This is a genomic window from Pseudomonas sp. TE12508 (assembly GCF_056279485.1).
Genome location: NZ_JBWCCN010000031.1, coordinates 1 through 21,451, shown reverse-complemented (window position 1 = coordinate 21,451; position 21,451 = coordinate 1). Strand labels below are relative to the sequence as shown.

The following is a 21,451-nucleotide window of genomic DNA, read 5'->3' as shown; positions in this document are numbered from 1 at the left end:
TCCCCGGCAAGGATTAGCACATGAAGACGAGCCAGCCCTGAATCGCCGGGACTGTGCTGCTGTTGAGCATGAGCGTCCCCGGCTTGCCTAGAGTGAGAACCCATCCTAGTCTAGCGGTAGCGTTTTCGTCCGGACGACGATCGAGCAGTGTTAAGACAAGGGACCTCATGAAGCCAAAAAGGACTCTCGCAACCCCTCGGTTGTTGGGCATCGTCTGGCCTTTTATCGCCGTCGTGTTATTTCAGGCATTGTTGGGAGGCGGCAGTCTTTACGTTCTTTCGGCGGTTCGCGGTTACGTCGGCGGGGAAAGCCTGTGGTCCAAGGGCCAGAAAGACGCCATCTATTACCTCAATCTCTACGCCGACAGTCGCGACGAAACGATTTTTCTCAAATACCAGAGCGCGATTGCGGTGCCTCAGGGTGGCCATGAATTGCGTCTGGCGCTGGACCATCAGCCACCGAATATCGAGGCAGCGCGAATCGCGATCCTCAAGGGCGGCAACCACCCGGACGACGTCTCCAGTTTGATTTGGCTGTACCTCAATTTCCGGAATTTCAGTTACCTGGAGAAAGCCATCGAGCTGTGGACGGTCGGTGACGCGTATCTGGTGCGACTCGATGACGTCGCACGGGAGATGCATCAGCGTATTGCCGATAGCCAGGTCACCGATGCCGACGTCAAACGCTGGAAAGAGCAGATTTTTGCCATCAACGATGGCGTGACGCCCGCCGCCAAAGCGTTCAGCGATGCCTTGGGCGAAGGCTCACGGGTGATTCTCCGGCTGCTGTTGGTGACGAACCTGGCCACTGCGTTGGGCTTGATTGTGTTAGCTCTGTTGCGTACGCATAAACTGCTCAAGCAGCGCCATGCCTTCGCCGATGCCTTGCAGTTGGAGAAAGACCGGGCACAGATCACTCTGCAATCGATTGGCGACGGGGTGATCACCACGGACGTCGAGGGCGCGATTGTCTATATGAATCCGGCCGCCGAGGCCTTGACTCACTGGAAGGCCGAACAGGCGGCGGGGTTGCCATTGGCGGCGCTGTTCAATCTGCTGGATGAGGACGCTCAGGCCGACGGTTTTACCTTGATCGAGCACATTTTGAGCGGTCAGCTCAGCGGTGGCAGCGAGCATTCAAAACTGATCCAGCGTCTGGATGGCAGCACGGTTTCGGTCACTCTGGTCGGCGCGCCGATCCGCAATACGGGCAGGGTCAGTGGCACCGTGCTGGTGCTGCATGACATGACCCAGGAGCGGCAATACATCGCCAATCTGTCATGGCAGGCGACTCATGATGCTCTGACCGGATTGGCCAACCGCCGCGAGTTCGAATATCGGCTGGAGCAGGCCCTGCATAACCTGACGCGCCAGGCGGGGCGTCACGCCTTGATGTTTCTCGACCTGGATCAATTCAAACTGGTCAACGACACCTGCGGTCATGCGGCGGGCGACGAGTTGTTGCGGCATATCTGTGCGTTGTTGCAATCAGGTTTGCGCGAAGGCGACACCCTGGCCCGGCTAGGGGGTGACGAGTTTGGCGTTCTGTTGGAAAACTGCGCGCCGCAAGCGGCCGAGAAAATCGCCGAAGGCCTGCGCCAGACCGTGCAGAACCTGCATTTTGTCTGGAAAGGCCGGCCGTTCGTGACCACCGTGAGCATTGGCCTGGTGCATGTGGTCCAGAGTCCGGCCACCCTTGAAGCTTCATTGCGTGCCGCTGACATGGCCTGTTATATGGCCAAGGAAAAGGGCCGCAACCGGGTTCAGGTCTATCACGCCGACGACTCGGAGTTGTCCTTGCGGTTTGGCGAAATGGCCTGGGTGCAGCGCCTGCACGTGGCGCTGGAAGAAGACCGCTTCTGCCTGTACGCCCAGGAAATCGCGCCTCTTGGCCCTGGTGAGCATGGCGGCGGGCATATCGAAATACTGCTGCGCCTGCATGACGAAGCGGGACGCATGATTCTGCCGGACAGTTTCATTCCGGCCGCCGAGCGTTACGGTTTGATGACATCGATTGATCGTTGGGTGGTGGAGAACGTTTTCAAAGTCATTGCCCAGTGCGTCGCCGAAGAGCGCGAAGGGCCGTTGGCCATGTGTGCGATAAATCTGTCAGGTATCACTATCGGAGATGAGGCGTTTCTGGACTTCCTTCGTGAACAGTTTGTTGCATATTCAATTCCACCTGAAATGATTTGTTTTGAAATTACAGAAACCAGCGCGATTGCAAATCTGGCTAGCGCAACTAAATTTATCAATGAACTCAAAGGTTTAGGTTGTCATTTTTCGCTAGATGACTTTTGTGCCGGTATGTCCTCATTCGCTTACTTGAAACATTTACCTGTAGACTTCCTGAAGATCGACGGGAGTTTCGTAAAGGATATGCTGGACGACCCGATTAACCGCGCCATGGTCGAAGTGATCAATCACATCGGTCATGTCATGGGTAAGCGCACGATTGCAGAGTTCGTTGAAACACCTCAGATCGAGCAGGCATTGCTGGAGATCGGAGTGGATTACGCTCAAGGGTATGTGATTGAACGCCCGCATCTGTTTACCTGGGATAGTTTGCAAAGTCGTCCTGCCAGGCCCCGATCCTTGTTGTTCAAGGCGCCGGGCACGTTCCGTTGAAATCTCTTGTTGATCTTAAAATCACAATCAAAAGGAGCGCGACAGTGATCGATACATTCAACAGAACCGGACCACTCATGGAAGCTGCAAGTTACCCCGCCTGGGCTCAGCAACTGATCCAGGATTGCAGCGAGAGCAAGCGCCGGGTTGTCGGACACGAACTGTATCAACGCATGCGAGATAACAGACTCAGTGCAAAAACCATGCGTCAGTACCTTATTGGTGGCTGGCCGGTGGTCGAACAGTTCGCTCTATATATGGCACAGAACCTGACCAAGACCCGGTTTGCGCGCCACCCTGGCGAAGACATGGCGCGTCGCTGGCTGATGCGCAACATTCGCGTCGAATTGAACCATGCCGACTACTGGGTCCACTGGAGTCGTGCCCACGGTATCAGCCTGGAAGATCTGCAAGCGCAACACGTGGCACCAGAGCTTCACGCCTTGAGCCATTGGTGCTGGCACACCAGTTCGTCGGACTCGCTGATCGTGGCCATCGCCGCCACCAATTACGCCATCGAAGGGGCGACCGGGGAGTGGTCGGCCCTGGTTTGCTCCAATGGCGTCTATGCGGCCTCGTTCCCCGAGGAAGATCGCAAGCGGGCCATGAAGTGGTTGAAGATGCATGCCCAGTACGACGATGCCCATCCATGGGAAGCGTTGGAAATCATCTGCACCTTGGCGGGCATGAACCCGAGCAAAGCGCTGCAAGTGGAATTGCGCCAGGCTGTCTGCAAAAGTTACGACTACATGTACCTGTTCCTGGAACGTTGCATGCAGTTGGAATTGGCAGTGAAAACCCCGGTAGCCCGTGAGCGGATGGCGTTGGCTGAAAGCTGATCCCCTGAAAACAACACAAACCAAATGTGGGAGCGGGCCTGTGGCGAGGGGGCTCGCCCCCGTTTGAGTGCGTAGCACTCACAAGATCTTTGGTGCATCAGAGATTTGGGGGCTGCTTCGCAGCCAACGGGGGCGAGCCCCCTCGCCACGGGCCCGCTCCCACATTGGTTATACAGCGGTGCTGAAATATCAGCCTGCCATTGCCAACCGGTTACGCCCCTCACGCTTGGCCACATACAACGCACTGTCGGCCCGTCGCAACAAACTCTCGGCAGACTCGCCGGGAAGCAGCGTCGAGCAACCGATGCTGACCGTCAGTTCGATCATCTTGCCCTCGGCTACATAGTCCTGAGCCTGCGCCGCAAACCGCAGTCGTTCACCGACCATGGCTGCTGCTTCCCGACTGGTGTTGGAAAGCAGAATCAGGAATTCTTCGCCACCAAACCGGAACACCATATCGACGTTGCGCAACTGATTTTTGATCGAGGCGGCCACGGCCTTCAGCACTTCATCGCCGGCGCTGTGCCCGTAGGTGTCGTTGATCTGTTTGAAATGATCGATGTCCAGCATCAGCAGCGACAGGGGTTGCGAGTGTCGCCGCGACATCTCGATTTCCCGTTCCAGCGTCTGATCCATGGCGATGCGGTTGCCGGTATCGGTCAGCGGATCACGCAATGCACTTTGAGTCGCCGCTCGGTAGAGCAGGGCGTTTCGCATGGGGAAGAGCAGGGTCGACAACAGTGACTCCAGGTTGCCCTGTTCCTGTTCGCTGAAACGCTGATTGCGACGGAACACCAGCTCACCCAATTGCTCGCCTTCATGGCTGAGGCTGTAGCTGATTGAATGATGGCCTCGCGCGCCGAATTGCAGGCGCAAGTCGCTGGGCTGATGTTCGTAACTCAAGGCATCCAGCGGCACAAGGCGCTGAATTTCACGGAAGAAAAGTCCGAGAATGCGTTGCGGCTCAAGACTGGTTTGCAGTTGCAGGCCCAGCGTTTGGCGCAACTGCGCAAGACTGTCGGGCCGCTCCAGGAGGGGAGGCTGCTGACCAAAGCCCAGGCGTTGCAATTTGGCACTGTCGAAGTCAATTGCGTTGGTCTGGGAAGGTGATTTCATATGGCGTGAGCCCCTAAGCAGTAAGGCTGTCTTACAGGCTGGGTGAGAGCGGCTTTGGGCTGCGCGTCATACTGGTCCATCAGTCCCGTAGGACATTTGGCACGAGTTTAGTCCGCTTTGCCGAAGATTAGTAACCTCTCGGCTCAAGCTCCGCCTCGTCTGCTTTCACACGGCGTGTCTGAACAAAATTAGAGCGAAAGTCGTGCCATTCGGTTCAGTCGAATAAAAAGTTTTAAAAATCAATATGCTGGAAGGTTGTGCACGGGGAGTTGCGCCGCGTGGTGACATTTATTTGACTTGAAGCAGGGGTAGTTACCACCGGGTTTGAATGCCGCGGCGGGAAGCCGTCGCGGCAGAAAAGCGACGCACGGGCACTACTGAGCGTTGAATGCCTGGCCATTGATGCCGGTGCTGTCCGGACCCATGAGGTAAAGGTAGACCGGCATGATCTCCTCGGGTGTCGGATTGTTCAGAGGGTTTTCACCGGGGTAGGCCTGAGCGCGCATGCTGGTGCGGGTGGCGCCGGGGTTGATGCTGTTGGAGCGCACCGGTGCCACGGTGTCTACTTCGTCGGCCAGGGTTTGCATCAGGCCTTCGGTGGCGAACTTGGAAACGCCGTAAGCGCCCCAGTACGCACGGCCCTTGCGACCGACGCTGCTGGAGGTGAACACCACTGAGGCGTCCTGAGACAGCTTGAGCAGTGGCAGCAGGGTGCTGGTGAGCATGAACATGGCGTTGACGTTGACGTGCATGACGCGCATGAAATTCTCGCCGGACAACTGTTCGATCGGGGTGCGTGGACCGATGATTGATGCGTTGTGCAGCAAGCCGTCGAGGTGGCCGAACTCGGTCTCGATCATGGCTGCCAGTTCATCGTATTGATGAGGCAGTGCGGTTTCCAGATTGAACGGAATCACGGCCGGTTGTGGATGCCCGGCCGCTTCGATTTCGTCATAGACCTGAGTCAGGTTGGCCTCGGTCTTGCCCAGCAGCAGCACGGTGGCGCCGTGGGCGGCGTAGGTTTTTGCAGCGGCAGCGCCGATGCCACGGCCAGCGCCGGTGACCAGGATGACCCGGTCCTTGAGCAAGTCAGGGCGGGCGGAATAATCAAACATAAAAAACCTCACAACAATTCAACAGGCAGGCATCGTACTTGTGGCGAGGGAGCTTATTGTGGCGAGGGGGCTTGCCCCCGTTCGGCTGCGAAGCAGTCGTAAAACCTGAGAACACGGTCTGACTGAAGGTACCGAATGGAGGGCCGCTTCGCGACCCAACGGGGGCAAGCCCCCTCGCCACAAAATGCTTCCTGCCGCCCAATTAGGTCAGCAACTGCACAAAGCGTTATCCAGCACCTCGAGCAACGCCAGCGGATGATCGATCACTACGTCCGCGCCCCAGTGCTTGGGGTTATCGTCCGGGTGAATATAACCGTAGGTCACCGCGCAGGTTTTGGTGCCGGCATCGCGGCCGGACTCGATGTCCCGCAGGTCATCGCCCACAAACAGCACGCTGGCCGGGTCCAGGTCGAGCATCTTGCACGCCAGGATCAACGGCTCCGGATCCGGTTTGCTGTTCTTCACATGATCGGGGCAAATCAGCACCTTCGAACGTTCGGCCAGGCCCAGCTGCTGCATGATCGGCTCGGCGAAACGCACCGGCTTGTTAGTGACCACGCCCCAGATCAGGTTGGCCTTTTCGATTTTCTCCAGCACCTCGGCCATACCGTCGAACAGATGGCTGTGGACCGCGCAACCCTTGAGGTAGCGGTCGAGAAATTCCTGACGCAGCTCCTCGAACCCCGGCGATTCCGGGTCCATGGAAAAGTTTGCGGCGACCATCGCTTTGGCGCCGCCGGATATTTCATCACGAATGTGTTGAGTGTTGATTGGTGGCAAACCACGATCAGCGCGCATCGCCTGGCAGATGGCGATGAAATCCGGCGCAGTGTCGAGCAGGGTGCCGTCCATGTCGAAAAGGACTGCTCTGATACGCATCGGCTTACTCCTCGCGCAGGGTCTGGATCATGTAATTGACGTCCACATCGGCCGCCAGTTTGTAATGCTTGGTCAACGGATTGTAGGTCAGGCCGATGATGTCCTTGACGGTCAGGCCGGCCATGCGGCTCCAGGCGCCAAGCTCGGAGGGGCGGATGAACTTCTTGAAGTCGTGGGTGCCGCGCGGCAGCAACTTCATGATGTATTCGGCGCCGACGATGGCGAACAGATAGGCCTTCGGGTTGCGGTTGATGGTGGAGAAGAACACCTGGCCGCCCGGTTTGACCATTTTGAAGCAGGCGCGGATGACCGACGACGGATCCGGCACGTGTTCAAGCATTTCCAGGCAAGTCACTACGTCGAATTGCTCGGGCATTTCTTCAGCCAGCGCTTCGGCGGTGATCTGCCGGTACTCGACGCTCACGCCGGATTCCAGTTGGTGCAGCTGAGCGACGGCCAGCGGCGCTTCGCCCATGTCGATGCCCATTACGGTCGCGCCGCGTTGAGCCATGGCTTCGCTGAGGATGCCGCCGCCGCAACCGACGTCGAGGACTTTCTTGCCGGCCAGATGGACCCGCTCATCGATCCAGTTGACCCGTAGCGGGTTGATGTCGTGCAGCGGTTTGAACTCGCTTTCGCGGTCCCACCAGCGATGGGCCAGGGCTTCGAATTTGGCGATTTCGGCGTAGTCGACGTTGCTCATGGTGTCAGTCCTCTAAAACTTGAAAAATCCTGTTGCCCCGGTTTCGGTCCAGGGTGCTTACAATTCGGTGCTTACGATTCGGTGTGGCCGCTGATGCGCTGGCCCCAGGCCCTGGCGGTGGCACACAGCTGTGCTTCATCCAGGCGGGTCAAGCGACGGTCGTCGAGCAGTTGCTTGCCGGCAACCCAAAGGTGTTTCACGCAGTCGCGGCCAGTGGCATAGATCAGTTGCGAAACCGGGTCGTAGACCGGTTGCTGCGCCAGGCCAGACAGGTCGAACGCGACGATGTCCGCCGCTTTACCGACTTCCAGCGAACCCGTTTCAGCTTCGATGCCCAGCGCGCGAGCGCCATTGAGCGTGGCCATGCGCAGGGCGCGATGGGCGTCCAGCGCCGTGGCCGACCCGGCGACGGCCTTGGCCAGCAACGCAGCGGTGCGGGTTTCGCCGAGCAGGTCGAGGTCATTATTGCTGGCCGCGCCATCGGTGCCGACCGCCACATTGACCCCGGCCCGCCACAAACGCTCGACCGGGCAGAAACCGCTGGCCAGTTTCAGGTTCGACTCCGGGCAATGAATCACATGGGTGTTACTTTCTACCAGCAGCATCAGGTCTTCATCGCTGATCTGGGTCATGTGAACGGCCTGCAGCCGCGGCCCGAGCAGGCCCAGGCGACCGAGGCGGGCCAAAGGGCGTTCGCCGCACTGCTCGACCGACTGCTGCACTTCGAAAGCGGTTTCATGGACGTGCATGTGAATCGAGGTGTCCAGCTCTTCGGCGATCACCCGGATTTTTTCCAGGGTTTCGTCACCCACGGTGTAGGGTGCATGGGGCCCAAAGGTGACTTTGATCCGCTCGTGATGCTTGAGATCACCGAATAATTCAACGCCCTGACGAATGGCTTCATCCGCCGTGGCGGCGCCTGGAATCGGGAAATCGAGGATCGGAATGGCGATCTGGGCGCGAATGCCGCTGTTATGTACGCGTTCGCTGGCGACCTTCGGGAAGAAATACATGTCGGAGAAACAGGTGATGCCGCCTTTGATCTGCTCGGCGATGGCCAAGTCAGTGCCATCGCGTACAAAAGCCTCGTCGACCCACTTGGCTTCGGCCGGCCAGATGTGGTTTTCCAGCCAGGTCATCAATGGCAGATCGTCGGCCAGGCCGCGGAACAGCGTCATTGCCGCATGCCCGTGAGCATTGATCAGGCCCGGGCTGAGCAACATGTCCGGCAATTCGCGGACTTCGGTTGCGTTAAACTTCAAGGCTGCTGCGCGCGGGCCGATAAATACGATACGACCGTCGCGGATGCCCAGGGCATGCTCTTTAAGGACCACGCCAGCCGGTTCGACAGGTACCAGCCAGGTCGGCAGCAATAACAGGTCGAGCGCAGCGGTGGGGGTCGGCATCGAAAGTCGGTTCCAGTGCTTTTGTAAAGGATGGCGAAGTATACCCGAGCGTCTTCGCGGGGGGATCGCTATAATCGACGGCTTTTGTTCATGAGTGCGGGGTAAGTGGATGCGCGATCGACTGTTGGCTGCGGAGAAGGTGAAAGCCATCGATTGGCGTGATGGCGCCCTGTATCTGCTGGATCAGCGTATTTTGCCATTCGAGCAAACCTGGATCGCCTACACCAGCGCCGCGGGCGTGGCTGAGGCCATTCGCTCAATGGTGGTGCGCGGCGCGCCGGCCATTGGCATCAGTGCGGCGTATGCAATGGTGCTGTCAGCCCGCGCCCGAATTGCCGAGGGCGGTGACTGGCAGGCCGCGTGGGAAGAGGATTACGCGTTACTGGCCGATTCCCGTCCAACAGCGGTTAACCTGTTCTGGGCCTTGAGTCGCATGCGCGACCGCCTGGACCGCCTCAAGGACGACGCAGACCCTCTGGCGGCGCTGGAGGCCGAAGCCATCGCCATCCATGAAAGTGATCGCGAAGCCAACCTGACCATGGCTCAGTTGGGCGTGGACTTGATCCGCAAGCATCAGGGCAACGCCCAGGCGATCCTCACGCACTGCAACACCGGCGCACTGGCCACCGGCGGCTTCGGCACGGCACTGGGGGTGATTCGCGGGGCGTTCATCGAAGGCATGGTCGAGCGCGTCTACGCCAACGAAACCCGCCCATGGCTGCAGGGTTCGCGATTGACCGCATGGGAATTGGCCAATGAAGGCATTCCGGTGACCCTCAATGTCGATTCCGCCGCCGCGCACATCATGAAAACCAAGGGTGTGACCTGGGTGATCGTCGGTGCTGACCGCATCACCGCCAATGGTGATGTGGCGAACAAGATCGGCACCTACCAACTGGCGGTCAACGCCATGCACCACGGCGTGCGCTTCATGGTAGTGGCGCCGAGTTCGACCATCGACATGAACCTGGCCAGTGGCGATGAGATTCCCATCGAAGAGCGCGATGGTCGCGAGTTGCTGGAAGTCGGTGGCAAGCGGCTCGGGGCGGATGTCGATGCATTCAACCCGGTGTTCGATGTGACCCCGGCTGACCTGATTGATGTAATCGTCACCGAAAAAGGCATCGTCGAACGGCCGGATACGGCGAAAATGGCGCAGTTGATGTGTCGTAAGCGTCTGCATTAATAATTTCTGGCGCCTGAAAGATTGCTATCGCGAGCAGGCTCGCTCCCACAGGGGATTTGTGCACGATGCAGATCCAATGTGGGAGCGAGCCTGCTCGCGATGGGGTCTTATAGGCAACAAATACACTTCAATCTCCCATGAAATTTGGCTCTAAGCCCCTCTCGTCCCTTTCAAGCCTGTCACCGGTCAACTAACTATGCTCCATGCGCATCTGGGGGATAGGTGCGTGGCGGCTCTTGTGATAACATCCGGCGGTTTCCAGGGTAGCCTGATGTGGCTGCCTTTACTGCGCAGATCCATGGCATAACTCGTTGATTTGTCGTAAGTCGGTGCACGGCACTCAGTCTGCATCGGCGAGCTTCGTTCGTCCCATATGGATGTGACGAAGTTTCACCAGAAAAAGGAATCAGGCTTCTCATGGGCGAACTGGCCAAAGAAATCCTCCCGGTCAATATCGAAGACGAGCTGAAGCAGTCCTACCTCGACTACGCGATGAGCGTGATTGTCGGGCGGGCACTGCCGGATGCGCGCGATGGCTTGAAGCCCGTGCACCGGCGTGTGCTGTTCGCGATGAGCGAGCTGGGCAACGACTTCAACAAGCCGTACAAGAAATCTGCCCGTGTTGTCGGTGACGTGATCGGTAAGTATCACCCTCACGGTGATACCGCGGTGTACGACACCATCGTTCGGATGGCGCAGCCATTCTCGCTGCGTTACCTGCTGGTAGACGGTCAGGGCAACTTCGGTTCGGTGGACGGCGACAATGCCGCGGCCATGCGATACACCGAAGTGCGCATGACCAAGCTGGCGCACGAGCTGCTCGCTGACCTGCACAAAGAAACCGTGGACTGGGTGCCGAACTACGACGGCACCGAAATGATCCCGGCGGTCATGCCGACCCGTATTCCCAACCTGCTGGTCAACGGCTCCAGCGGTATCGCCGTGGGCATGGCGACCAACATCCCGCCACACAACCTCGGTGAAGTCATCGACGGTTGCCTGGCACTCATCGACAACCCGGAACTGACCGTCGATGAGCTGATGCAATACATCCCTGGTCCGGACTTCCCGACCGCCGCAATCATCAACGGTCGTGCCGGCATCATCGAAGCCTACCGCACCGGTCGCGGGCGCATTTACATGCGTGCCCGCTCGATGATCGAAGACATCGACAAGGTCGGTGGTCGTCAGCAGATCGTCATCACCGAACTCCCTTACCAGTTGAACAAGGCGCGTCTGATCGAGAAGATCGCCGAACTGGTCAAAGAGAAGAAGCTCGAAGGCATCACCGAACTGCGCGACGAGTCCGACAAGGACGGTATGCGCGTCGTGATCGAACTGCGTCGCGGTGAAGTGCCTGAGGTGATCCTCAACAACCTCTACGCCCAGACCCAGCTGCAAGCGGTGTTCGGTATCAACATCGTCGCGCTGATCGACGGCCGTCCGCGGATCCTGAACCTCAAGGACCTGCTAGAAGCGTTCGTTCGTCACCGTCGCGAAGTGGTTACCCGTCGTACCGTGTTCGAGCTGCGTAAAGCGCGCGAACGTGGCCACATTCTGGAAGGTCAAGCGGTTGCCCTGTCGAACATCGACCCGGTCATCGCCCTGATCAAGGCCTCGCCAACGCCGTCGGAAGCCAAGGAAGCGCTGATCAGCACGGCCTGGGAATCTTCCGCCGTTGTTGCGATGGTCGAACGTGCCGGCGCCGATTCTTGCCGTCCAGAGACCCTGGACCCGCAATACGGTCTGCGCGACGGCAAGTACTTCCTGTCGCCGGAACAGGCGCAAGCCATTCTGGAGCTGCGTCTGCACCGTCTGACCGGTCTGGAACACGAAAAGCTGCTGGCCGAGTATCAAGAGATCCTCAACCAGATCGGCGAGCTGATCCGTATCCTCAGCAGCGCCACGCGCCTGATGGAAGTGATCCGCGAAGAGCTGGAAGTGATCCGCGCCGAGTACGGCGATGTGCGTCGCACCGAGATTCTCGATGCCCGTCTCGACCTGACCCTGGGTGACATGATCCCGGAAGAAGAGCGCGTCGTGACCATTTCCCACGGTGGCTACGCCAAGACCCAGCCATTGGCTGCGTACCAGGCTCAGCGTCGTGGCGGTAAAGGCAAATCGGCCACCGGCGTCAAGGATGAGGATTACATCGCTCACCTGCTGGTCGCCAACAGCCACACCACGCTGCTGCTGTTCTCCAGCAAAGGTAAAGTGTACTGGCTGAAAACCTACGAAATCCCCGAAGCGTCCCGCGCTGCCCGCGGTCGTCCGCTGGTCAACCTGCTGCCGCTGGACAGTGATGAATACATCACCACCATGCTGCCGGTCGAGGAATACACCGAAGGTCACTTCATCTTCATGGCCACTGCTAAAGGCACCGTGAAGAAGACCCCGCTGGAATCCTTCAGCCGTCAACGCAGCGTCGGCCTGATCGCGCTGGAGCTGGACGAAGGCGACGTACTGATCTCTGCCGCTATTACCGATGGCGAGCGTGAAGTCATGCTGTTCTCCGACGGCGGCAAGGTGACTCGCTTCAAGGAAACCGACGTTCGCGCCATGGGCCGTACCGCTCGCGGTGTCCGCGGTATGCGTCTGCCGGAAGGCCAGAAGCTGATTTCCATGCTGATCCCGGAAGAAGGCAGCCAGATCCTCACCGCTTCGGCGCGTGGTTTCGGCAAGCGCACCGCGATCACCGAGTTCCCTGAGTACAAGCGTGGCGGTCAGGGCGTTATCGCCATGGTCAGCAACGAGCGTAACGGCCGTCTGGTCGGCGCAGTCCAGGTGCTCGACGGCGAGGAAATCATGCTGATTTCCGACCAGGGTACGTTGGTTCGTACCCGTGTCGACGAAGTCTCCAGCCTGGGTCGTAACACCCAGGGCGTAACCTTGATCAAGCTGGCCAGCGATGAAACGCTGGTGGGCCTGGAGCGGGTTCAAGAGCCGTCGGAAGTCGAAGGCGAAGAGCTGGAAGGCGAAGGGCTTGAAGGTGAAGAGGGTGCAGTGTTCGACGGTGAAGTCGTGATCGACGACGTTGCCGAAGACCAGCAACTCGACGCCGCCGCTGACGAAGAGCCGCAAGAGTAAGCGGGCAAGCAGGGGGCGGATGAAGATTCGCCCCCTTGTTGTTTGTCCCTTGAGAATATTTCGACACCCACGAAGATCCGGTGTGGGAGCTTTTGTGGCGAGGGGGCTTGCCCCCGTTGGGGTGCGAAGCGCCCCTGAAATCAGTCAGCGCGATCTTGCATTAGAAATGCGCTGACCGGTTTACGATTGCTTCGCAATCGAACGGGGGCAAGCCCCCTCGCCACACAAGCCCGCTCCCACGTGAGTTTCGTGGCGATTGATGTTGTGATTTATTGCGTGATACCACCAAATCAGAGCGAGATTGGATGTGAGCAAGAGAGCCTATAACTTCTGTGCCGGTCCTGCGGCGCTTCCCGAAGCTGTCCTGAAACGCGCCCAGGGTGAACTCCTTGATTGGCACGGCAAGGGCCTGTCGGTCATGGAAATGAGCCATCGCAGCGATGAGTTCGTGTCCATTGCCACCAAGGCCGAGCAGGATCTGCGTGATCTGCTGAATATCCCCTCGAACTATAAAGTGCTGTTTCTGCAAGGTGGCGCGAGCCAGCAATTTGCTCAGATTCCTCTGAACCTGTTGCCGGAAAGCGGCACCGCCGACTATATCGACACCGGTATCTGGTCGCAGAAAGCTATCGAAGAAGCCTCGCGCTACGGCCACGTCAACGTTGCCGCCACCGCCAAGCCTTACGACTATTTCGCTATCCCCGGTCAGAACGAATGGAGCCTGTCCAAAGATGCGGCCTACGTTCACTACGCACCGAACGAAACCATTGGCGGCCTGGAATTCCAATGGATTCCGGAAACCGGCGATGTGCCGCTGGTCGCCGACATGTCCTCGGACATTCTTTCGCGTCCGGTGGATGTTTCGCGCTTCGGCATGATCTACGCCGGCGCCCAGAAAAACATCGGCCCGAGCGGCGTTGTCGTGAACATCGTTCGCGAAGACCTGCTGGGTCACGCCCGTTCCATTTGCCCGACCATGCTCAACTACAAGGTCGCGGCCGATAACGGCTCGATGTACAACACCCCGCCAACCCTGGCCTGGTACTTGTCCGGTCTGGTGTTCGAGTGGCTGAAAGAGCAGGGTGGTGTCGAAGCCATCGGCAAACTCAACGAAGTGAAGCAGCGCACGCTGTACGACTTCATCGACGCCAGCGGCATGTACAGCAACCCGATCAACAAGTCGGACCGCTCGTGGATGAACGTGCCGTTCCGTCTGGCCGACGATCGTCTCGACAAGCCGTTCCTGGCTGGTGCCGACGAACGCGGTCTGCTGAACCTCAAAGGCCACCGTTCCGTGGGTGGCATGCGTGCCTCCATCTATAACGCCGTCGATATCGTTGCGGTCAACGCACTGGTTTCGTACATGGCAGAGTTCGAGAAGGAACACGGCTAATGTCTGAGCAAGAACTCAAGGCACTGCGCCTGCGCATTGATGCTCTGGACGAAAAAGTCCTGGAGCTGATCAGTGAGCGCGCACGTTGCGCCCAGGAAGTTGCGCGAGTAAAGATGGCCTCGCTGGCCGAAGGCGAAGTGCCGGTGTTCTATCGTCCTGAGCGTGAAGCCCAGGTGCTCAAGCGTGTAATGGAGCGTAACCAGGGGCCGCTGGGCAACGAAGAGATGGCGCGGCTGTTCCGCGAAATCATGTCCTCGTGCCTGGCCCTCGAGCAGCCGCTGAAAGTGGCTTACCTCGGCCCTGAAGGCACCTTCACCCAAGCTGCAGCCATGAAGCACTTCGGCCACGCAGTGATCAGCAAGCCGATGGCGGCGATTGACGAAGTGTTCCGTGAAGTCGCGGCCGGTGCGGTGAACTTTGGCGTGGTTCCGGTGGAGAACTCCACCGAGGGCGCGGTCAACCACACCCTCGACAGCTTCCTCGAGCACGACATGGTGATCTGCGGCGAAGTTGAGCTACGGATTCACCATCACCTGTTGGTCGGTGAAAACACCAAGACCGACAGCATCAGCCGCATCTATTCCCACGCCCAGTCCCTGGCCCAGTGCCGCAAGTGGCTGGACGCCCATTACCCGAATGTCGAGCGCGTGGCAGTTTCGAGCAACGCTGAAGCGGCCAAGCGGGTCAAGGGTGAGTGGAACTCGGCGGCGATTGCCGGCGACATGGCCGCCGGTCTGTACGGGTTGACTCGTCTGGCCGAAAAAATCGAGGATCGTCCGGACAACTCGACACGATTCCTGATGATTGGCAGCCAGGAAGTACCGCCGACCGGCGACGACAAGACCTCGATCATCGTTTCCATGAGCAACAAACCCGGCGCGCTCCATGAGTTGCTGGTGCCGTTCCATGACAACGGCATCGACCTGACACGCATCGAGACCCGTCCGTCGCGCAGCGGTAAATGGACCTACGTGTTCTTCATCGACTTCGTCGGCCACCATCGCGACCCGCTGGTCAAAGGTGTGCTGGAAAAGATCAGTCAGGAAGCAGTAGCACTCAAAGTGCTGGGTTCCTACCCGAAAGCAGTTCTCTAAGGGCGGTAGCAAATGAGTGGCAACTTCCTCGCTCTGGCACAGCCGGGCGTGCAACAACTTTCGCCTTACGTTCCGGGCAAGCCCGTGGACGAACTGGCCCGTGAGCTGAACCTCGATCCGGCCAATATCGTCAAACTGGCGAGCAACGAAAACCCGTTGGGCGCCAGTCCCAAGGCATTGGCAGCGATTCGCGAAGCGCTGACCGAGCTGACCCGCTATCCGGACGGCAACGGTTTTGCGCTCAAGACCCTGCTGGCCGATCAGTGCCGCGTCGAGCTCAACCAGGTAACGCTGGGCAACGGCTCCAACGACATTCTGGAGCTGGTGGCGCGTGCCTATCTGGCGCCAGGCCTGAACGCGGTATTCAGCGCGCATGCGTTTGCGGTCTATCCGATCGTCACCCAGGCCGTCGGTGCCCAGGCAAAAGTGATCCCGGCCAAAGACTGGGGCCACGATCTGTCGGCCATGCTCGCCGCGATCGATGCCGATACTCGTGTGGTGTTCATCGCCAACCCGAACAACCCGACCGGGACCTGGTTCGACGCCCAGGCGCTGGATGATTTCCTGCAGGACGTGCCGGCCCATGTGCTGGTGGTGCTGGATGAGGCCTACATCGAGTACGCCGAAGGCAGCGACTTGCCCGATGGCCTGGATTATCTGGCGGCCTACCCGAACCTGCTGGTCTCGCGCACCTTCTCCAAAGCCTATGGCCTGGCGTCGCTGCGGGTCGGTTACGGCTTGTCCTCGGCCATCGTCGCCGATGTGCTGAACCGTGTGCGTCAGCCGTTCAACGTCAATAGCCTCGCGCTGGCCGCCGCTTGTGCGGCTCTGCAAGACGTCGAGTACCTGGCCGAAAGCCGCCGCCTGAACGAGTCCGGCATGCAGCAGCTGCAAGCGGGTTTCCGCGAGCTGGGGTTGAGCTGGATTCCATCCAAAGGCAACTTCATCTGTGTCGATCTGGGTCGTGTTGCGGCACCAGTGTTCGAGGGGTTGCTGCGTGAAGGTGTGATCGTGCGTCCGGTGGCCAACTACGGCATGCCGAACCACCTGCGTATCACCATCGGTTTGCCGGCAGAAAACAGCCGCTTCCTCGAGGCGCTGACCAAGGTTATGGCTCGTGGTTGATGTCACTGCGCTGCAATCTGCGCAACCTATGATCGGTCGCCTGGTGGTGGTTGGTCTGGGCTTGATCGGCGGTTCGTTTGCCAAAGGCCTGCGTGAAAGCGGTCTGTGTCGCGAAGTGGTCGGGGTCGATCTCGACCCGCAGTCGCGCAAGCTGGCGGTCGAGTTAGGCGTGGTGGATCGCTGCGAAGAAGACCTGGCGGCGGCTTGCCAGGGCGCTGATGTGATTCAGCTGGCGGTGCCGATCCTGGCCATGGAGAAACTGCTCGCGCTGTTGGCGGGCATGGACCTGGGGCAAGCGATTCTGACCGACGTCGGCAGCGCCAAGGGCAATGTGGTGCGCGCGGCGACCGAGGCGTTTGGCGGCATGCCGACGCGCTTCGTGCCGGGGCATCCGATCGCCGGTTCCGAGCAGAGCGGGGTGGAAGCCTCCAATGCCGAACTGTTCCGTCGTCATAAAGTGATTCTGACGCCGCTGGATCAAACCGATCCGGCCGCGCTGGCAGTGGTTGACCGGTTGTGGCGCGAATTGGGCGCCGACGTCGAGCACATGCAGGTCGAGCGTCATGACGAAGTGCTGGCGGCGACCAGCCATCTGCCGCACTTGCTGGCGTTCGGTTTGGTCGATTCGTTGGCCAAACGCAATGAAAATCTTGAGATCTTCCGTTACGCTGCGGGCGGTTTCCGCGATTTCACAAGAATCGCCGGTAGCGACCCGGTCATGTGGCACGACATCTTCCTCGCCAACCGCGAAGCTGTCCTGCGCACACTCGATACATTTCGCAGCGACCTCGACGCCTTGCGCGACGCGGTCGATGCAGGGGATGGGCACCAATTGTTGGGCGTGTTCACGCGCGCCCGGGTTGCCCGCGAGCATTTCAGTAAAATCCTGGCCCGCCGGGCCTATGTGGACGCTATGAATTCCAACGATCTGATTTTCCTGGCACAACCTGGTGGCCGCCTGACTGGGCGGATTCGTGTACCGGGCGACAAATCGATTTCCCACCGCTCGATCATGCTCGGTTCCCTGGCCGAAGGCGTCACCGAAGTGGAAGGTTTCCTTGAGGGCGAAGACGCTCTGGCAACCTTGCAGGCTTTCCGCGACATGGGTGTCGTCATCGAAGGTCCGCACCACGGTCGTGTGACCATCCATGGCGTCGGCCTGCATGGCCTCAAGCCTGCGCCGGGCCCGATCTATCTGGGCAACTCCGGTACGTCGATGCGTCTGCTGTCTGGCCTTTTGGCTGCGCAGAACTTCGATAGCACCCTGACCGGCGATGCTTCGCTGTCCAAGCGTCCGATGAACCGCGTGGCCAATCCGCTGCGTGAAATGGGTGCCGTGATCGAGACCGCTGCTGAAGGTCGTCCACCGATGACCATCCGTGGCGGCAACAAGCTCAAGGGCCTGACTTACACCATGCCGATGGCCAGCGCCCAGGTTAAATCCTGCCTGTTGCTGGCGGGTCTGTATGCCGAAGGCAAGACCACCGTCACCGAGCCGGCACCGACTCGCGATCACACCGAGCGCATGCTGCGCGGTTTCGGCTACCCGGTGACCGTCAATGGCGCCACCGCTTCGGTCGAGTCCGGCCACAAGCTGACCGCGACCCACATTGAAGTGCCGGGCGACATCTCGTCGTCGGCGTTCTTCCTTGTAGCCGCGTCGATTGCCGAAGGTTCGGAGCTGGTGCTCGAGCACGTCGGCATCAACCCGACCCGTACCGGCGTGATCGACATCCTGCGCCTGATGGGGGCGGACATCACCCTGGAAAACCAGCGTGAAGTCGGCGGCGAGCCGGTAGCGGATCTGCGCGTACGGGCAGCTAAACTCAAAGGTATCGAGATCCCCGAGGCGCTGGTTCCACTGGCCATCGACGAGTTCCCGGTGCTGTTCGTGGCCGCTGCATGTGCCGAAGGGCGCACCGTGCTGCGCGGCGCCGAAGAGTTGCGCGTGAAGGAGTCGGACCGGATCCAGGTCATGGCGGATGGTTTGCTGGCGCTGGGTGTCAAGTGCGAGCCGACCCCGGACGGCCTCATCATCGACGGCGGCCAGATCGGCGGCGGTGAAGTGCACGGTCATGGCGATCACCGGATTGCCATGGCCTTCAGCGTGGCTTCGCTGCGCGCCACTGCACCGATCCGCATCCATGATTGCGCCAACGTCGCGACCTCGTTTCCGAACTTCCTCGCGCTGTGCGCGCAGGTCGGTATCCGTGTTGCGCAAGAGGCTCAGTCGTGAAAAACATTGCACCGGTCATCACCATTGATGGGCCAAGCGGCTCTGGCAAGGGCACGGTCGCCGGCATGCTGGCCAAGCGCCTGGGCTGGAACCTGCTGGATTCCGGTGCGCTGTATCGATTGCTGGCGTTCGCGGCGCATAACCATGGCGTCGACCTGACGAATGAGGAATTGCTCAAAAAGCTCGCCGCTCATCTGGATGTGCAATTCATCGCGGCGACCGACGGTCAGCTGCAGCGCATTATTCTGGAAGGCGACGAAGTCAGCGATGTCATCCGTACCGAAAGTATCGGCTCGGGTGCCTCGCAGGTCGCTGCGCTGCCCGCTGTTCGTGAAGCGCTGCTGCAGCGCCAGCGGGCCTTTCAGGAATCGCCGGGTCTGGTGGCCGATGGTCGCGACATGGGTACGGTGGTTTTTCCGGACGCGCCGCTGAAGATATTCCTCACTGCCAGTGCCGAGGAGCGTGCGCGCCGTCGATACTTGCAGTTGAAGGGCAAAGTCGATGGTGTTAGTCTGTCGAGTCTGCTAGATGAGATACGTGCACGCGATGAGCGTGACACCCAGCGCGCAGTAGCCCCGCTCAAGCCGGCGGCCGACGCGATACAGCTGGATTCCACGGAGTTGTCCATCGATCAGGTGCTGGAACGCATCATGAGCGAGATCGCCATTCGCGATATCGCCGGGTGACCAAGAAAGCTGCAGGGGACCAGTCATAGTCCTGCGGTGTTTCTTTCATATGAAACTAACCCACACCGTCTGGGGTGTGGAGATGGGCGTATTCTTCGCCCTTATCAACAGGAATTAAAATGAGCGAAAGCTTTGCGGAACTCTTTGAAGAAAGCCTAAAAACCCTGAACCTTCAGGCAGGCTCCATCATCACCGGTGTTATCGTTGATATCGATTACCAGGCTCGCTGGGTAACCGTTCACGCTGGCCTGAAGTCTGAAGCACTCATCCCGCTTGAGCAGTTCTACAACGATGCTGGCGAGCTGAACATCAACGTCGGTGACGAAGTTCACGTTGCTCTGGACTCGGTTGAAGACGGCTTCGGTGAAACCAAGCTGTCCCGTGAAAAAGCCAAGCGCGCTGAATGCTGGATTGTTCTGGAAGCAGCCTTCGCAGCCGAAGAAGTGGTCAAGGGCGTTATCAACGGTAAGGTTAAAGGCGGCTTCACTGTCGACGTTAACGGCATCCGTGCGTTCCTGCCAGGTTCTCTGGTTGACGTCCGTCCAGTGCGCGACACCACGCACCTGGAAGGCAAAGAGCTGGAATTCAAGGTCATCAAACTCGACCAGAAACGCAACAACGTTGTCGTTTCCCGTCGCAGCGTCCTCGAAGCCGAGAACTCCGCCGAGCGTGAAGCTCTGCTGGAATCCCTGCAGGAAGGCCAACAAGTCAAAGGTATCGTCAAGAACCTCACCGATTACGGCGCATTCGTCGATCTGGGTGGCGTCGATGGCCTGCTGCACATTACCGACATGGCTTGGAAGCGTATCAAGCATCCTTCCGAAATCGTCAACGTTGGCGACGAGATCGATGTCAAGGTTCTGAAGTACGATCGCGAACGCAATCGTGTTTCCCTGGGCCTCAAGCAACTGGGTGAAGATCCATGGGTCGCTATCAAAGCCCGTTACCCAGAAAGCACTCGCGTTACCGCTCGTGTAACCAACCTGACCGACTACGGCTGCTTCGCTGAGCTGGAAGAAGGCGTTGAAGGCCTGGTACACGTTTCCGAAATGGACTGGACCAACAAGAACATCCACCCTTCGAAAGTCGTACAAGTCGGCGACGAAGTGGAAGTTATGGTTCTGGACATCGACGAAGAGCGTCGTCGTATCTCCCTCGGCATCAAGCAGTGCAAATCTAACCCATGGGAAGATTTCTCTGGCCAGTTCAACAAGGGCGATAAAATCTCCGGCACCATCAAGTCGATCACCGATTTCGGTATCTTCATTGGTCTGGACGGCGGCATCGACGGTCTGGTTCACCTGTCCGACATCTCCTGGAACGAAGTGGGCGAAGAAGCCGTTCGCCGCTTCAAGAAGGGCGACGAGCTGGACACCGTTATCCTGTCGGTTGACCCAGAGCGCGAGCGCATCTCCCTGGGTATCAAGCAACTGGAAAGCGATCCGTTCTCCGAGTACGTTCAAGAGAACGACAAAGGCGCCATCGTTAAAGGCATCGTGAAAGAAGTTGACGCTAAAGGCGCCATCATCACTCTGGCCGACGATATCGAAGCGACTCTGAAAGCCTCCGAAATCAGCCGTGACCGCGTTGAAGACGCGCGTAACGTTCTGAAAGAAGGCCAGGAAGTAGAAGCCAAGATCATCAGCGTTGACCGCAAGAGCCGCGTAATCCAGCTCTCCATCAAGTCGAAAGACGATGCTGAAGAGAAAGAAGCCATCCAAAGCTTGAAAGACAAGCCTTCGGATAGCATCGCTGCTGGTCCTACCACTCTGGGCGACCTGTTGCGTGCACAAATGGAAAAACAGAACTAAGTTCTGTCAGACCATAAAAAAAGGGCGACTTCGGTCGCCCTTTTTTGTGTCTGTGTCCCGTCCTGAATAAGGTTTACACCTTCTGATCTGTTTTTCAGGAGGACGTAATGGAATCAGCAAAAAGGCGTAGTCAGCGAGACTACACGCT

General features: G+C 59.0%; 15 protein-coding genes. 10 read left to right on the top strand and 5 right to left on the bottom strand.

Features of this window, described 5'->3' with window-relative positions; translation table 11 throughout:
• Positions 1 to 167: 167 nt before the first annotated feature.
• The gene (locus ACZ9IM_RS29580) at positions 168 to 2,627 is read left to right on the top strand and encodes an EAL domain-containing protein (RefSeq protein WP_476225769.1); all 2,460 of its coding nucleotides are present in this window, start codon (positions 168 to 170) and stop codon (positions 2,625 to 2,627) included.
• A gap of 77 nt (positions 2,628 to 2,704) precedes the next feature.
• Positions 2,705 to 3,466: a TenA family transcriptional regulator gene (locus ACZ9IM_RS29575; protein WP_219734651.1), complete on the top strand. Its 762-nt coding sequence runs from the start codon at positions 2,705 to 2,707 to the stop codon at positions 3,464 to 3,466.
• Between the two features lie 189 nt (positions 3,467 to 3,655).
• Here the strand turns inward: ACZ9IM_RS29575 and ACZ9IM_RS29570 are convergent, their stop codons facing one another.
• The 5 genes from ACZ9IM_RS29570 to ACZ9IM_RS29550 all read right to left on the bottom strand — a co-directional run bounded on the left by ACZ9IM_RS29570 (position 3,656) and on the right by ACZ9IM_RS29550 (position 8,685).
• A complete protein-coding gene (locus tag ACZ9IM_RS29570; RefSeq protein WP_192344035.1) occupies positions 3,656 to 4,582 on the bottom strand; it encodes a GGDEF domain-containing protein in 927 nt (308 codons plus the stop codon).
• A gap of 374 nt (positions 4,583 to 4,956) precedes the next feature.
• Positions 4,957 to 5,697: a YciK family oxidoreductase gene (locus tag ACZ9IM_RS29565; RefSeq protein WP_063341138.1), complete on the bottom strand. Its 741-nt coding sequence runs from the start codon at positions 5,695 to 5,697 to the stop codon at positions 4,957 to 4,959.
• 207 nt (positions 5,698 to 5,904) lie between these two features.
• Complete coding sequence (gene mupP / locus ACZ9IM_RS29560; protein WP_253550442.1) at positions 5,905 to 6,576, bottom strand: N-acetylmuramic acid 6-phosphate phosphatase MupP; 672 nt, start codon at positions 6,574 to 6,576, stop codon at positions 5,905 to 5,907.
• A 4-nt stretch (positions 6,577 to 6,580) separates the two neighbouring features.
• Positions 6,581 to 7,279, bottom strand: coding sequence for a bifunctional 2-polyprenyl-6-hydroxyphenol methylase/3-demethylubiquinol 3-O-methyltransferase UbiG (ubiG, locus tag ACZ9IM_RS29555; RefSeq protein ID WP_007899720.1), 699 nt, complete (start codon positions 7,277 to 7,279; stop codon positions 6,581 to 6,583).
• 71 nt (positions 7,280 to 7,350) lie between these two features.
• Complete coding sequence (locus tag ACZ9IM_RS29550; RefSeq protein ID WP_476225768.1) at positions 7,351 to 8,685, bottom strand: TRZ/ATZ family hydrolase; 1,335 nt, start codon at positions 8,683 to 8,685, stop codon at positions 7,351 to 7,353.
• Between the two features lie 109 nt (positions 8,686 to 8,794).
• Here ACZ9IM_RS29550 and mtnA point away from each other — a divergent pair, with 109 nt between their 5' ends.
• From mtnA to rpsA, 8 genes are all read left to right on the top strand, one after another.
• Positions 8,795 to 9,871, top strand: a complete 1,077-nt coding sequence (gene mtnA, locus ACZ9IM_RS29545) for an S-methyl-5-thioribose-1-phosphate isomerase (protein ID WP_192344038.1) — start codon at positions 8,795 to 8,797, stop codon at positions 9,869 to 9,871.
• A 417-nt stretch (positions 9,872 to 10,288) separates the two neighbouring features.
• Positions 10,289 to 12,958 (top strand): DNA gyrase subunit A, encoded by a 2,670-nt coding sequence (gene gyrA / locus ACZ9IM_RS29540; protein ID WP_008071610.1) that lies wholly within the window; start codon positions 10,289 to 10,291, stop codon positions 12,956 to 12,958.
• 307 nt (positions 12,959 to 13,265) lie between these two features.
• On the top strand, positions 13,266 to 14,351 hold the full coding sequence (gene serC / locus ACZ9IM_RS29535; RefSeq protein ID WP_095055364.1) for a 3-phosphoserine/phosphohydroxythreonine transaminase: 1,086 nt from the start codon (positions 13,266 to 13,268) through the stop codon (positions 14,349 to 14,351).
• Positions 14,351 to 15,445 (top strand): prephenate dehydratase, encoded by a 1,095-nt coding sequence (gene pheA / locus ACZ9IM_RS29530; RefSeq protein ID WP_007899727.1) that lies wholly within the window; start codon positions 14,351 to 14,353, stop codon positions 15,443 to 15,445. Before serC ends, pheA begins: the two co-directional genes overlap by 1 nt.
• Positions 15,446 to 15,457: 12 nt before the next feature.
• On the top strand, positions 15,458 to 16,570 hold the full coding sequence (gene hisC, locus ACZ9IM_RS29525) for a histidinol-phosphate transaminase (RefSeq protein ID WP_063341135.1): 1,113 nt from the start codon (positions 15,458 to 15,460) through the stop codon (positions 16,568 to 16,570).
• A 28-nt stretch (positions 16,571 to 16,598) separates the two neighbouring features.
• A complete protein-coding gene (locus ACZ9IM_RS29520) occupies positions 16,599 to 18,806 on the top strand; it encodes a bifunctional prephenate dehydrogenase/3-phosphoshikimate 1-carboxyvinyltransferase (protein WP_008071615.1) in 2,208 nt (735 codons plus the stop codon).
• Positions 18,803 to 19,492, top strand: coding sequence for a (d)CMP kinase (cmk, locus tag ACZ9IM_RS29515; RefSeq protein WP_427625948.1), 690 nt, complete (start codon positions 18,803 to 18,805; stop codon positions 19,490 to 19,492). Before ACZ9IM_RS29520 ends, cmk begins: the two co-directional genes overlap by 4 nt.
• 119 nt (positions 19,493 to 19,611) lie before the next feature.
• Positions 19,612 to 21,303, top strand: coding sequence for a 30S ribosomal protein S1 (gene rpsA, locus ACZ9IM_RS29510; RefSeq protein WP_007899744.1), 1,692 nt, complete (start codon positions 19,612 to 19,614; stop codon positions 21,301 to 21,303).
• The last annotated feature ends 148 nt before the right edge of the window (positions 21,304 to 21,451 follow it).